Raw genomic sequence first — 13441 nt, 5'->3', positions numbered from 1 at the left:
ATGATTCCCGCGCCCCCGGCGCCAACGAGGCCAGCACCTGTGGTCGGCGGTACCCGACTCCACGCCACCTACACTGGGGGGAAAGGTCCGGGGGAGGATTCATGCGTCTCGCAGCGCGTCGCCGCAGAGCGGTTTTCGGCACGGCCGTGGCGGTGACGGCCGTCCTCGGTCTCACCGGGTGCGGAGCTCCTCCGTGGGCTCAGGGTGGCGGTCAAGCGCCCGCGTCCGCGTCGCCCACGGCCACGATGACGACGGTCCCGCAGCCCGTCCGCAACGACCTGTCGAGCGGGTCCACGCAACGTTCGCTCACGGCAGGATCCGTCGCCGCCACGGTGAACTACTGGTCCACGCTCTCGATGGACCGCTGGACGGCGACCGCTCTCAAGCCCGTCAACCTCTCGATGGAGACGACGGTGACGCCCAACGACGGGCAGAAGGTGTACCTGCAGCGGGCAACGATGACGGCGGTACCGGGCAACGCGTCGCAGTCGTTCGCTGCGCTCTCGCCCCAGAGCGACCAGACGGATGCTCCGGGTTACCTGGTCCTTTCGCCGTACAGCTACTCGCAGACGTTCAACGTCGGAGAGGTTCCGGCGGAGGCGACATTCGTCACCCTTCAGTTCACCTTCGAGTTCTTGGTTCAGACCACCCCCACGTCGAACGAGTTCGCGAAGCAGACGGCCAGCGATTCGCTGACCGTGGCGATCGCGGGGGGCGGAGACGCCGGCACCGGCGGCTGATCAGGCTCTGACGCGCTCCCACCGGTCGCCGCCGTGGCGCGTCGCCTCCCCGGCCGCCGCGTCCGCTGCGGCGATGAGCGAGGTCAGATCGTAACCGCCGGTCGCCGCCGGAACCCATCCGACGCTCGCGGAGAGCTGGATGTCGATGAAGGCGGAGACGTCGAGTTCGGTGACCCGGCGCAGGACGGAGCGCACGTGCTCGCGGAGTACCGAGTCCGGACGGGAGACGACGACCACCACGCGGCCGCGGATCTCCCGGCCCAAGTCCGCCTCGGCGGGAAAGGTATCGGCCACGATCGCCTCGAACCGCGCGACCAGGCTGAGCCAACCGCTCTCGCCCGCAGCACTCCGCAGCTGGGCGGGGTCGTCGAGACGGACGCTCAAGACGGCCCACGATTCCTCGTGCGCGCGCTCCGCGCGGGACAGGCGGTCGGTGGCGGTGACGACGAAGTGCGGCCAACTCGATGCCGCGCGTCGGCCACTCGGGGAGACCGAGGTGAAATACAGCAGTGAGACCGTGGCGCACACGAGGAAGATCAGCATCCCCAGCCCGTTGAGGACTCGCGGCAGTTCGAGATCGCCCAGCGTCGTGGGCGCGGCGAGCCCCGAGATCAGCGTCCCGACCCCCAGCGCCACGAAGGCGGCCGAGACGATCGTCAGGGGGAGCGCCAAGCGTTCAAGGCGGTCGGCGGCGAGCCGCAACTCCCACACGGTGAGACCCGCGAAGACCGAGGAGCCGACGAACGCCAAGCGGAACACGAGACCGTAGGCGTTGAGATCGGTGACGAGGACGAAGACGAGCGCCGTCGCCACGGCCTGGGCGGCCCCGACCCAGGGAAGGGCGCGCGCCCCGCGACGCGCACGGAAGCCCGACCAGATGAGGGCGGGGGCCCCCAGCATGAGACCGAGGCCGGCGCGACGGACGGTCTCGTCCCCGAGGATCGCCCCGGTGACCGAGACCCAGGTGCTCGACATCGCCAACACGAACGCCAGCGACCACAGCAGCGCGGACCGGGAGGGACGGTGCAAGAAGCCCAACCCGATGATCATCACGGTCCCGAGGGTCGCGACCGTCGCCTGCGCCAAACCAAGATTGGACAGGACGTCCGACGGCATCAGGCGGCTCCGGCTTCGGCGCGGGCGGGCAGGATCACCGTGACCGTCGTGCCTGCGCCCAGCTCGCTCTCGAGGAAGAGCGAACCGCCCTGATCCTCGACGATGCTGCGGATGATGCCCATTCCGAGCCCGGTCCCGGGTGTGGGGCTCTCGCGGACGGACTGCGCGCGGAAATACGGATCGAAGACGCGCTCGAGGTCATCGGGGTGGATGCCGATCCCCGTGTCCGCGAAGTGCAGGATCACGTCCTCCTCCGAGACCTCGCCCGAGATGCGGATCGTTCCCCCCGCCGGGGTGTACTTGATGGCATTGCTCAGGATGTTGTCGAACGCCTGGCGGAGACGGAAGGCGTCTCCGCCGACCTCGGCCGATTCCGGCAGATCGTCCACGACGCTCACCCGACGCGCTGCGGCCGCGGGGCGGAACGACGCCAGCGACGACGCGATGATCCGACTCGCGTCGGCGGCGACGGGGGAGGAGGTCTCGCGGAACACACCTCGAGACGTCGCGAGGATCTCGGAGATGAGCTTCTGCATCCGCTCGCCGGCGCCAGCGATCACCTCGAGCTGCTCCCGGACCTTGGGGGACAGGTTCGGATCGTCGAGGGCGAGATCCGCGTGTCCGATGATCGCCGTCAGCGGGTTGCGCAGCTCGTGGGACACCGTGGCGGCGAGGCGTTCACGGGCGCGCTCCGACTCGATCAGTGCGGTGATGTCGTGGACGATCAGCAGCGTGCTCTCGGGCTCGTCTGAAGAGATGAGTCGTCGGGTCGAGGCGGACAGGGCGTGCCACTCCCCGTGCGGATCGAACAGCCACACACGCTCGTCGTCGAACTGCTCGCCCCGCGACGCGCGCGCGAAGGGTCGCTCCGCCTCGGGCAGAGGCTCGCCCCTCAGCGTCGCGTATTCGACAGCCGACCCGGGGCGCTGCGGTTCGTCGCGCTCGACCCCGTAGAGGGCGACGTAGGTGTCGTTCAGGGCGAGCACCTCGCCGTCGACCGACAGGCGCGCGATGCCGGTGTCGAGCCCGTTCAGCATCTGCGAGACGCGCCGTTCCTGACCGGACACGCGCTGGAGAGTCCCCTGCAGACGGCTGGCCTGCCGTCGCAGCAGCTGCTTGAACGCCCTCGTCTGCCGGGCCGAGAGGAACGACGTGATGGCGATGAAGGCGAGCGACAGGAGGACGACGATCAGTCGGAGCGCCGTCACCGGGCCGGACGCGTTCACCGTGGCATCCACGACGATGATGACGCCGACCGCGCTGATCGCCGAGATCAGGTAGACGAGGGTGAAGTGGGTGGCGATCCAGATGATGGGGAAGACCCAGAAGTAACCGAAGCGGAGGTCGGTTCCGAAGCTCAGCAGACCGATGCCGATGATGTCGCCGAACGGGATCGCGGCGACCGCCGACCGGGGCAGCTTCTGCCAAGGCACCACGATGGCGATCGCCGTGAGCGCGATGATGACGCCCACCCCGGACGAGAACGGCCACAGCGAGAAGAGGGAGGGCTCGAGAGCCTGGACCAGCAGCACCGTGATGACCACACTCGCGCCCAGCACCAACTGCAGGAGCCACACCGAACGCGTGCGACTGCCCGGATTCGTCGTGTCGTCGTCGGGAATGCCCTCCGGAGGAACCGCCGGGGGGACGCTCCTCAAGGATGCCATTCTCCGAGTGTATAGAGAGTGGTGTAGTCTTCTGCGCGCCATCCTGTCTCTGCTCGCCGCGCGTGATCCCGATCGCGTCGCCCGGTCAGACTCCCCCTGAGGCCTGCATCCTGCAGCGTGATGGTCGATCATCGACCTCTCGCGCGTTTCGCGCTCGTTCCTCAGGAGATACCTGTGAGCATGCCCTCTCGCCGTCGTGCACGCGTAACGGCAACCGCCGCCGCCCTCGCCCTCGTCCCGACGATGCTGTCCGGCTGCAGCCAGATCGCCGACGTCATCGGACAGTTCCCCGGACAGGCCGGAAGCAATGCGTCCGTGGTCGTACCCACCCCCGTGCCGCAGTCGTCGGCGGGCACGAAGCCCTTCGACTCGCAGTTCACCTACGACGGGTCCGTGCGTCTGACGTCGCAAGTCGCCGACGGCCTCGAGCTGCGCCTCGATGTCTGGGCGGTCGATCCCAAGCGGACGATGGAGTGGACCGCGACGAACGAGAAGCAGCTCGGGTTCGCGATCAACATCGTCGACAACCGCGTGGACGAGAAGGCCGTCCTCGCCCAGAAGCGTCGCGTCTACGTCTCGTCCATCTCGATCACTTCACAGACCGCGCAGACCAGCGGCCAGGTGTCGAGTCCCTTCCAGTTCAGCGCCGACCCGCGGACCTTGGTTCCCTCCGACACCCTGCGCTCCGACCGGGGACTGCTTCTAAACAGCTTCCAGGGTGGTCTTCTCGTGCCGACCACCTCGATCCGGCAGCTTCCGACGGACACCTACGGCATCACCTTGGAGTTCGCGCTGAACGTCGCCGTCGAGGGAACGGCCAACACCGACACCTCGTTCAGTCAGCAGACCGTCTACCAGTACCTCCCGATCGCGATCTTCGCCGACGAGGGACAGTCCACGAACGGGCAGAGCACGGGTACATCGAGCACGAACGGACGCGCGCCCGGCTGGGGACAGACCACGAACCAGGGCTGACCCTGCGCGTCGGACTCAGTTGCTTCCGGACTGCGTCCGACGCGGTCGCGACCGCCGGCTCTCCATGAGCCACGAGAGGTCGTCGACGTCTCTGAGCAGATGGTGCTCGAAGGCAAGATCGGGGACGTCGTCGTAATCGATCGACGGCATCCGGCGCGCGAAGGCGTTGCGCAGCGACTCCTCGACCCCGGCTGCGTCCGTCGCTGCGGGGGCGACGACGAACACCGTGTCGCGCGCCGGCATCCCGGTGACGGCACCGGGCACCGCATCCATCGCGGCGTCGGCCACGGTGCGCAGCATCGTCTCTCCCCGCTCGCCGCTGTGGGCGGCGCGGATCAGGTCGATCTCGGGGACGCGGACGAGGGTCGCGCGGATGATGGCGTGCTCCGAGAGCAGGCGACTGGTCTCACGGCGGAGGGCTCCCCGCGCGAAGGCCCGCGTTCCGGGCGCGGGGGCGTCGTCGAGCTGGCGACCGACCCAGACGGCGCCCACGGAGACCAGGGCGATCGCGACCGCGCTCACGGCCGCCGTGGTCTCAGCCGATACCGGGCCGGGCCGAAGCAGCGGCCCCATGCCGAAGGCGGCGGCGACGGTGAGGCGGGCGAGGTTGTAGGCGGCGTAGAGGCTCAACGTCCAGGAGAGGAGCCGTGCCCCGCCCAGCTGCCCGACCGGTGGGCGCGCGCATTCCAGCGCGCACAGCGCCGAGAACACGACGAGACCGGCCGTTTTGAGGAGAGTCGCGTCGTCCAGGGGGACGAGGAAGGTCAGGCCGAAGAGGAGGATGCCGCCGGCGCCCGTGCTCACGGCGCCGATCGCACGTCGACCGTTCAATCGACGTGCGCCGGCCCACAGCAGTCCGACCGCCACGATGTTGGTCGCGTTCCCGGCGGCCGCGGCGGCGACCGAGTCCCACGCGGTCTCCATGACGTTCATCGCCCCGCACACGAGGGCGGCGATCGCAGACATACCGAAGTACCGGACCATGTCGGCGCGTTCTCCGCCCCGATCGTCGTCGGGTCGACCGTGGGCCAGGAAGAGCATCGTGAGGGCGACTCCCGCGGCGGCGATGGATGCCAGCAGGGCGAGGACGATCACGGACGGACGTCTCCTTCGGGTGCCGCCGCAATCTTGAGCAAATCTTGCGGCGACGGTGGTCGTGTACAGCGGTCGTCTTGCGGCGAACCTACCAGAGTAGGACTCGGCCGATACGCCGCGAGAACCGACAGGAAGACACCGCCATGACCGATGCGCGCAGCTTCACCCCCCACACGAGGGACTTCGACATGCACCAGGGTGCGCTCGAGGCCGCGGGTGAGCACGGTTTCGCCGACGACTTCGCGGCCGTGCTGGAGAACACCTCCGTGCACCGGTCCACCATCGGCTGCGTCATCCCGGCCTACAACGAGGAGGAGTCGATCGCGGACGTGATCGAGGCCCTCCTCGCTCAGACCCGTGTGCCCGACGTCATCCACGTGGTCGTGAACAACACCTCGGATGCCACGGTGAAGATCGCGTCGGAGTTCAGCGGACCGCACGAGCTGCACACCGAACTCGGCGAGCAGTTCACCGAGGTCTTCGTGCACGACATCGGCAAGAACCCCGACAAGAAGGTCGGCGCGCTCAACTACGGCTACTCGCTCGTCGAGGGGTACGACTACCTCCTCGGCGTCGACGGTGACACCATCGCCGACTCCAAGGCCGTCGAGTACCTCGAGACCGAGGCGATCTCGGACTCGCGCATCGGTGGTATCTCGGCGATCTACACGATCGACGACAAGCCCATCAAGGGTCTCGTCGCGCGGTTCCTCACCGCGGGTCAGCGCACGCAGTTCGCGGCATTCAACCTGCAGAACATGCTCCGCGGCCGCAACATGGCCGTGCTCGGTGGGCAGTTCTCGATCTTCTCGACGAACGCCCTGCGCGACGCGATGAAGCAGAACCACCAGTCCACCCCCTGGGTGAAGGACTCCGAGGTCGAGGACTCGCTGCTGTCTCTGCAGATCAAGAGCGCGGGCTACCTCACGAAGATCAGCCCGTACGCCCGCGCCGACGTGGGCGGCATGACCACCCTCTCCGGCTACGACGCCCAGCAGGTGAAGTGGACCTATGGTGCCATCGAGCTGATGTGGCCGGGCCAGCGCGGCGATACGAAGGGCCAGCCGTTCCACCCCAACCTGCGCCTGCGCTGGTTCGAGAACTTCGGCATGCTGACGAACCTCTTCGTCCGCGTGGCCTTCCTCACGTTGCTGGCGGGTTCGCTCTCGATCGGCGCCTTCGTGTTCTCGCCGCTGTGGCTCATCCCGCCGGTGATCGCGATGCTGCTGAACCTGCGCATCGCCCGCACGATGAAGAACGTCGATCGCACGGACGTGCTCTTCGCCGTCCTGTTCTTCCCCGCCGAGATCTTCATGTGGATCCGCATCAGCCACTTCGTGCGCTCCTGGACCCGATTCCTCTCGCGCAAGAAGGTCGACAACTGGGCCATGCAGGCCAAGGCCGAACGCGGTGGCGGTCTCGGCCACTGGACCCCGATGGTCGTGCTGGTCGCCGTCGCGATCGCGCTCGCCGTGATCTGGGTGATGGTCGGTCCGATGGTGCAGTCGTCGATCCTATGGATCGGTTGGCCGATCGTCGGCGTCGTGACCGTCCTTCAGACGCTCCTCATGTTCTCCAAGCTCGTCCGTCGCCACCACGGGTTCAAGGTCTGACGGACACCCGGTCTGATACGCCCGAACGCATCAGAGAAAACGGATGCCTCGGCCCTGGGGAGGGTCGAGGCATCCGTTGTCTGCGCGGAGCGTCAGGGCGTCGCGAGCAGCTCCGAGGTGAGCCGATAGCCCACTCCGCGAACGGTCTCGATGTAGCGCGGGTTCGCGGGGTTGTCGCCGAGCTTGCGACGCAGGTTCGTCATGTGCGCCTCGATGGCGCGCTTGTCCGCCTCGCCGACGAAGTAGCTCGTGACGTAGGACTCCCCGCGGAGCACCAGGGTGAGATCGGCCTTGCTGCGGACGCGTCGCTTCGATTCCATGAGGGTCGCGAGAAGGTCGAACTCGGTCCGCGTGAGCTCCAGCTCTTCCCCACCGACCCGGACGAGCCGGCTGTCGGGGTCGAGAAGCAGGTCGCGGTGCGCGACCCAGGCGCCGCCGGTCGGAGTGAGCTCTCCCGGTGCCGACCGCGGGACGACCTCTCCACCCGGAGCGGCCTGTCGAGGCTCCGGTCCCTGCGACGACGGGACGATGACGGCCGCCGTGGGACCGGTGGCGGCGGGCTGCACGCTGGGGGCCTCGGAGCGGCCCGCCGGGAAGGACGGGCCGACGCTGTCCTGGCGCGGTGCCGACGAGACGGCCGACTCTCCGCCCCGGGGGCGACGCAGCAGCGCCTCGATACGCGCGCGCAGCTCGCGCGGGCGGAAGGGCTTCACGACGTATTCGTCGGCGCCGGCGCCGAGACCGAGGACCACGTCGGCCTCTTCTTCGAGACCGGTGAGCATGATGATGTAGGTGTCACTCTGCTGGCGGATCCGGCGCGCGGCTTCGAAGCCGTCGATGCCGGGCATGTTCACGTCCAGCGTGGTGATGAGCGGTTGATAGGCGATGACCGCGCGCACCCCGTCGATCCCGTTGCCGACGGACACGGTGGAGAAGCCCGCTGATTCGAGCACCTCGACCAGCAGGTGGCGGATATCGGGATCGTCTTCCACGATTACGGCTGTCTTCAGCATCTCGGTGCTGTCGCTCATGTCACCCACTCTTCCGGCTTCGCACGGGACCGTGCCCGCGTTCTCCCCCGAGTCGCGGTGTCGCAGCGCGACGAGCGCAATTTTGACACACTTCCCGGCACGGTCGCGGTCGACCCCTGGGTCAGCGCTGTTCGCGGGTCAACTCCGCCGCTGCGGCCGGCCACCATGCGCCGGCGACGGGACCCCCGTTGCACTCGCCGTCGCTCTCACCGGCCGGCTTGATCCACAGGTTGGTGTCGACCACTCCATCGCCGTAGGAGCCGCCGGGGCTGCCGACCAGGCGGCCCGAGGGGTTGCACCACTCCGACCCGGCGGGGCCAGCGCCATTGCGCGAGGTGTCGATGACCGCGTGAGTTCCGCCGAGAAGATCGGACAGCTCGTGGGCGTAGGCGAACTCCGCGGCGGTGTCCTGGTAGTTCGAGACGTTCAGGGCCACGCCTCGGACGTCGGGGAGGACTCCCATCGCCGAGATCAGGCTCGCCATCTCGGCGGCGGGATGCCACGCGGAGTGGCCGCCGTCGACGTAGATCCAGGTGTTCGTTCCACGGATGTTCTGAACCGCCTGCTGCAGGTAGCCCGCGCGATCGCTCACCGACCCGCACGAGGAGGACAGGGCGATGGAGTCCGGCTCGAGCACGACGATCTTCTGGATGTCGGAGGCGTTGCGGAGGGCGTCGCCGATGCGCTTGGTCCACTGCGCGTACGACGCGGGGTCGAGGCCCCCCGCGGAGTGATTGCCGCAATCGCGGTCCGGGAGTCCGTACACCGCGACCGAGATGGATGCCTTCTGGTCGCGCGCCTCGGCCGCGAGGTGAGCGATTCGGTCCCACACCTCATCGATGGGGTCGAGCTCAGGCGTGAGCCAGTACGTGGTGGGCTGCGTGGAGAGCCACTGCGCGGCCGCCACCTGGTCGGTGTCGCCCTCTCCCGAGCGTGCGGCCTGCGCGGCCTTCGACTCGTCCGGCGCGATGATCCGGGTGCCGACCGCCGGCGGCTTCGCCGACAGCGTCTGGAAGAGGTTCGTGACCAGGCTCCCGACGACGCCGATTCCGACGATGAGAGCGACGACGGCGACGATCGCACCGGCGACGATGAGCGCGCGCGGGACCCGCCGTCGGGGCCGCCTCGGCCGGGGTGATCTCGCCACGTTCAGGACTCTAGTCGAGGTGAGCGGGGCCAGGGCCGAGGTAGTTAAGGGGGTGAAGCGTTATAGACTGAAGCCGTGGGCAAACTGGTTTACAACACCCTCGGGCATTCTTTCGACATCGAGGACCGGACCCTGTCCCACCTCCGAGTGGTCTTCATGAACAAGCTGCGCCGCGGCGAACCCTTCATGTTCCAGTTCCCGATGGGGGACGGCAGCGGGACCCGCACGCTCTGGATCTCGCCGTCGATCCCGCTGGTCTTCCACTTTTACGGCAGTCGAGCGCCGCAGCTCAATCGTCGGTGGGTTGAAGCTCTCATGGACGAGGCGAGTTCCCCGCAGGGACTGAGCATCACGGCCGAGCCCGACCCCGACGCGGTTTCCGCCTCGATGGGCTGAGCTCCCTCAGGCGCACTCGGCGTCGACGACCTCGCGCACACGGTCCAGGAACACGGCGAGTTGATCCGCGGTGTCGTCCGGAAGGCCCAGGGCGAATTCGCGGATGCGGGCGGTCACCGGGTCGATGGCATCCGGGTCGGTGCCGCGATCGAAGGGGACGACGAACTTGCTCCGGCGGTCCGAGGGGTTCGCGACGAAATCGATCAACCCGCCCGCGCGCAGGCGGTCCAGCATCCCCGTGACCGAGGCGGTGGAGATTTCGAGCGCCTGGGCGATCTCGGTGGGGGTGACAGTGACTCCGGCATCGGCGCGTTCAAGGATCAGACGCATTGCCGCGCGGGCGTTCTCGCTAGGACCGCAATCCGTCTGCCGCCGCCGAGCGAGCCGGGCTTCCGCCAGGCGGAGCCTTTCGACCGCGCGCGCCGCCGTCATCGCGTGATCGTCTTGCGTCTCGAGCGTCATAAGTCTCCTCGGGGTAGAGCCCCCGTGTAGGCATTGTAGTTAGGTCGCCGAGATTCCAGCCGACCGATGTATTCCGGCTCGAGTCCGACAAGGGAGATCACGCTCAGACTTCCCTTTCGGTTCATGTGCTCAGCGGGGCGGATCTCGTATGATCAGAAGACCGGAATCACCCGGAAGGAGACGCCGATGGGCTCACTGTTCTATGGGTCTTCTCCGAGCCCGATCCGCATCCCCGATCGCGTCCTCGCGCACGTCAAGGTCGTCATCGCGACCAAGTTGCGTCGCGGCGAGAGTTTCACCGTCTCATGGCGGCATCCATCGGATGAACCCGCCGGGCGGAGCACTCTCTGGATCCAGCCGTCGATTCCCCTGCGGTTCGTGTTCGGATCTGCGGAGCCCGAGGTGCTCGACCCCGCCCTGCTGCAGAGCCTGGCGAATGCGGCGAATTCATCGAGCGGTCTCACGCTCGATCTCGGCGACAGCACCACTGCACTCGTCGCGGACGCCCGCTGAGGCTCACCGCGGCGCCGTGGCGTGGCGGTGAGCGATGGCCGACATCCACTCCATTCCGGGGCACGGGGGAGCCGAGCGCCCGCGCATGCGCTCCCACGCCTCGACGTAGATGCCCTCGAGGAGCGCGTCGGCGCGCGCCGCGATCCCCGTGAGGGAGAGCAGCACCGCATAGACGCGGGGTGAGGTGGCGTCGTAGAACTCGACGAAGGCGTCGCAGTCGCCCGAAGCTGCGCGCACGAGGAGAGCGTCGAGATCCTGCTCTCGACTCTCGCGGGTCGCGGTATCGGTCATGGTCACGGTGCACCTCCTTCGTCCGTGGTGCCAGTCAACCGCCGTGCGCCGTCGGCGGCCCGGGGTTGCGCAATCGGGATGTATGCCGTAGCGATTCTTGAGGGGGGGCACAGAACCGCCGGAACGTGGCGTCAAGCCTGCCCGCGGCGACCGAGGACCGTCGTACGGTGTCTCCATGAAATCTGTCGTGCGCTGGGCTCTCGCCCTGGCAATGCTGTTCGCCGGTGTCTCGCACCTGACCTTCGCCCGCCGCGACTTCCAGGCCCAGGTGCCCGACGTGCTGGTCGAGAACGGTCCGCTCGATCGCGACGCGGTGGTCGTGGCATCCGGCGTGGTGGAGGCGGCCTTCGGGCTTGCGCTCCTCGTCCTCCCGAAGGAGCGGCGTCGGATCGGAGCCGCGCTCGCCGCCTTCTTCGTAGCGATCTTCCCCGGCAACATCGACCAGTGGCGCAAGGGTCGTTCGGCGTTCGGGCTGGACACCGACCAGAAGCGTTTCGGGCGGTTGTTCTTCCAGCCCGTCCTGGTGGCGGCCGCGTGGTGGTCCACCCGGTGACGCGACGATGACGGATGTGGTCAGCCTCGAGCTGATCTTCGACGACGAGACCGACTCCGCCGTCCGCGCAGAGTGGGACGCCCTCGTCAGCGCCGACCTGCCCAGTCAGGCCCGTCACCGTGGCGAGAGCAATCGCCCCCACGTGACCCTCCTCGTCCGACCGGACCTGGCGCCGTTCGATGCCGCGCCCCTGGAGGCGGCTCTTCCGCTCGCGCTACGCCTCGGGGCCCCCGTCCTGTTCGGGAGGGGACGCAACCGGGTCATCGCGCGCTCCGTGATCCCGACGGAGGAGCTCCTCTCGCTGCACGCCCGGGTGCACGAGCTCGCCGGGCCGGGGGCCGACGTCGACCACACGGTTCCCGGCGCGTGGACGGCGCACGTGACACTCGCCCGGCGGGTGCCCCTGGAGCGCCTGGGCGACGCGCTCGGCGTCCTCGAGGAACGGAGCGGCGAGGATCTCGCAGCGCGAGCGGTCGGCATCCGCCGGTGGGACGCTGCGACGAAGACGGTCACGGATCTCGTGGGACGTGGCACCCTGGAATCGTGCTGACCGACGACGCCTTCGAGTTCCTCCGCGAGTACCACCTGGCCACCCTGTCGACCATCGGGCGGTCGGGGCGGGTGCATTCCGTCCCGGTCGGGTTCACCTATGAGGACGGCGTCGTCCGCGTCATCGGATCGCGGGGAACGCAGAAGTTCGTCAACGCGGAGCGCAGTGGCCGGGCCTCCATCTGCTCGGTCGACGGGGCGAAGTGGATCAGTTTCGAGGGTGCGGCGCGGGTGAGCGATGATCCGGATGCCGTGAGCCACGCGGTCGAGTTGTACGCCGCCCGCTACCGGCAGCCGCGGCTCAACCCCGATCGGGTCGTCCTGGAGATGACCGTCGAGCGTATCCTCGGCTCGGCCGCCTTCCGAGGCTGAGAGGCGTATGGTGGGGTCCATGTCCCCCTTCACCTCGTCGATGCCCTCCGGGCGTGAGGGGGTCGTCGGCGCGCGGAGCGCCGACGGCACAGGCGCCGTGCACGCCGCCTTCCTCGCCGGGTGACCGGCGCGGGCGCTCGGCTTCGCCGCGCGCGCCCACCTCGCCCGTCCTCTCGAGACGGGCCCATCGCCGCGCGATTTCTCGCGCGTTCGTCGCCGCTCCGCCCCGCGCGACGCGGTTCACCGACGGGACTCTCCATGCACGCCTTCTCTGCCTCCGATCTCCGCTCCAGCTTCGTCAACGTCTCCACACGTGAGCGCAGCTCCATCGTCATCCCCACCGACCTCGACGCGGCTCCGTGGGACCGCCTCGACTACTTCGGCTGGCGTGACGCCAAGACCCCGCTCCTCGGATTCGTGGTCGCCGACATTGACGGGAGCCCCGTCGGTCTTCAACTGCGACAAGCGGAGCAACCGACGCGCACGCGCCCGCAATGCTCGTGGTGCTCCGATGTGACGTTGCCGAACGACGTCGTGTTCTTCGCCGCCCGCCGCGCCGGGAAGGCCGGGCGCGCGGGCAACACCGTCGGAACCCTCGTGTGCGCGCGGTTCGAGTGCTCGCGGAATGTTCGGCGGCTCGATCCGCCCGCCTACCTCGGGCATGACGCCGCGGCCGCTCGCGATCGACGGGTCGAGGCGCTGCGCGCCCACGTCGACACCTTCTTCCGCGACCTACGCGACGGCGCCTGAAGACGAACCGGACTGACCGCCGACGAGTCGTCGGCGGTCAGTCCGGTGGGGCGGCGCCGGCGGAGCGGGCGCCGCGCCGGCGCACACGAGGGGGTGCGCGCGGCGTTCACACGGCGATCGTCGGACGCGATAGTGTTCAGTGTCTCCCCCGGACATGAGTCGACGGCTTGG

16 protein-coding genes are annotated in these 13441 nt (G+C 68.6%); 9 read left to right on the top strand and 7 right to left on the bottom strand.

Going from position 1 to position 13441, the window contains the following annotated elements; genetic code table 11:
- Positions 1–101 precede the first annotated feature (101 nt).
- Positions 102–740, top strand: a complete 639-nt coding sequence (locus QBE02_RS07910; protein ID WP_279367803.1) for a hypothetical protein — start codon at positions 102–104, stop codon at positions 738–740.
- Here the strand turns inward: QBE02_RS07910 and QBE02_RS07905 are convergent, their stop codons facing one another.
- Together QBE02_RS07905 and QBE02_RS07900 are read right to left on the bottom strand one after the other, a co-directional pair.
- Positions 741–1856, bottom strand: coding sequence for a hypothetical protein (locus QBE02_RS07905; RefSeq protein ID WP_279367802.1), 1116 nt, complete (start codon positions 1854–1856; stop codon positions 741–743).
- The gene (locus tag QBE02_RS07900) at positions 1856–3523 is read right to left on the bottom strand and encodes a sensor histidine kinase (RefSeq protein WP_279367801.1); all 1668 of its coding nucleotides are present in this window, start codon (positions 3521–3523) and stop codon (positions 1856–1858) included. Before QBE02_RS07900 ends, QBE02_RS07905 begins: the two co-directional genes overlap by 1 nt.
- 180 nt (positions 3524–3703) lie before the next feature.
- On the opposite strand from QBE02_RS07900, the gene QBE02_RS07895 reads away from it, so the two are divergent.
- Complete coding sequence (locus tag QBE02_RS07895) at positions 3704–4498, top strand: fructose 1,6-bisphosphatase (RefSeq protein WP_279367871.1); 795 nt, start codon at positions 3704–3706, stop codon at positions 4496–4498.
- A gap of 15 nt (positions 4499–4513) precedes the next feature.
- Here the strand turns inward: QBE02_RS07895 and QBE02_RS07890 are convergent, their stop codons facing one another.
- Positions 4514–5593 carry a hypothetical protein gene (locus QBE02_RS07890; protein ID WP_279367800.1) on the bottom strand — a complete coding sequence of 360 codons (1080 nt, stop codon included), beginning with the start codon at positions 5591–5593 and terminating at the stop codon, positions 4514–4516.
- Between the two features lie 143 nt (positions 5594–5736).
- Between QBE02_RS07890 and QBE02_RS07885 the strand changes: the two genes are divergently transcribed.
- Positions 5737–7206, top strand: coding sequence for a glycosyltransferase family 2 protein (locus QBE02_RS07885; protein WP_056226312.1), 1470 nt, complete (start codon positions 5737–5739; stop codon positions 7204–7206).
- 92 nt (positions 7207–7298) lie between these two features.
- Here the strand turns inward: QBE02_RS07885 and QBE02_RS07880 are convergent, their stop codons facing one another.
- Entirely contained in the window at positions 7299–8237 is a 939-nt protein-coding gene (locus QBE02_RS07880; RefSeq protein ID WP_279367799.1) for a response regulator transcription factor, read from the bottom strand.
- A gap of 121 nt (positions 8238–8358) precedes the next feature.
- A complete protein-coding gene (locus tag QBE02_RS07875; protein ID WP_279367798.1) occupies positions 8359–9384 on the bottom strand; it encodes a glycoside hydrolase family 6 protein in 1026 nt (341 codons plus the stop codon).
- A 75-nt stretch (positions 9385–9459) separates the two neighbouring features.
- Between QBE02_RS07875 and QBE02_RS07870 the strand changes: the two genes are divergently transcribed.
- A complete protein-coding gene (locus QBE02_RS07870; protein ID WP_279367797.1) occupies positions 9460–9780 on the top strand; it encodes an ATP-dependent DNA ligase in 321 nt (106 codons plus the stop codon).
- 6 nt (positions 9781–9786) lie between these two features.
- Here the strand turns inward: QBE02_RS07870 and QBE02_RS07865 are convergent, their stop codons facing one another.
- On the bottom strand, positions 9787–10110 hold the full coding sequence (locus QBE02_RS07865) for a MarR family winged helix-turn-helix transcriptional regulator (protein WP_279367796.1): 324 nt from the start codon (positions 10108–10110) through the stop codon (positions 9787–9789).
- Between the two features lie 318 nt (positions 10111–10428).
- Here QBE02_RS07865 and QBE02_RS07860 point away from each other — a divergent pair, with 318 nt between their 5' ends.
- On the top strand, positions 10429–10755 hold the full coding sequence (locus QBE02_RS07860) for a hypothetical protein (protein WP_279367795.1): 327 nt from the start codon (positions 10429–10431) through the stop codon (positions 10753–10755).
- Positions 10756–10758: 3 nt separating this feature from the next.
- On the opposite strand, the gene QBE02_RS07855 is transcribed toward QBE02_RS07860, so the two are convergent.
- Positions 10759–11052, bottom strand: a complete 294-nt coding sequence (locus QBE02_RS07855; protein ID WP_279367794.1) for a hypothetical protein — start codon at positions 11050–11052, stop codon at positions 10759–10761.
- A 169-nt stretch (positions 11053–11221) separates the two neighbouring features.
- Here QBE02_RS07855 and QBE02_RS07850 point away from each other — a divergent pair, with 169 nt between their 5' ends.
- From QBE02_RS07850 to QBE02_RS07835, 4 genes are all read left to right on the top strand, one after another.
- On the top strand, positions 11222–11599 hold the full coding sequence (locus QBE02_RS07850) for a DoxX family protein (protein ID WP_056226325.1): 378 nt from the start codon (positions 11222–11224) through the stop codon (positions 11597–11599).
- Between the two features lie 7 nt (positions 11600–11606).
- The gene (locus QBE02_RS07845) at positions 11607–12149 is read left to right on the top strand and encodes a 2'-5' RNA ligase family protein (RefSeq protein WP_279367793.1); all 543 of its coding nucleotides are present in this window, start codon (positions 11607–11609) and stop codon (positions 12147–12149) included.
- Positions 12143–12520: a PPOX class F420-dependent oxidoreductase gene (locus QBE02_RS07840; protein ID WP_279367792.1), complete on the top strand. Its 378-nt coding sequence runs from the start codon at positions 12143–12145 to the stop codon at positions 12518–12520. The genes QBE02_RS07845 and QBE02_RS07840 overlap by 7 nt, the downstream gene beginning before the upstream one ends.
- Positions 12521–12778: 258 nt before the next feature.
- A complete protein-coding gene (locus QBE02_RS07835; RefSeq protein WP_056226331.1) occupies positions 12779–13270 on the top strand; it encodes an FBP domain-containing protein in 492 nt (163 codons plus the stop codon).
- Positions 13271–13441 lie beyond the last annotated feature (171 nt).

Source organism: Microbacterium testaceum (genome assembly GCF_029761935.1).
Classification (GTDB): Bacteria; Actinomycetota; Actinomycetes; order Actinomycetales; family Microbacteriaceae; genus Microbacterium; species Microbacterium testaceum_A.
This window is presented reverse-complemented; position numbering and strand designations above follow the sequence as displayed.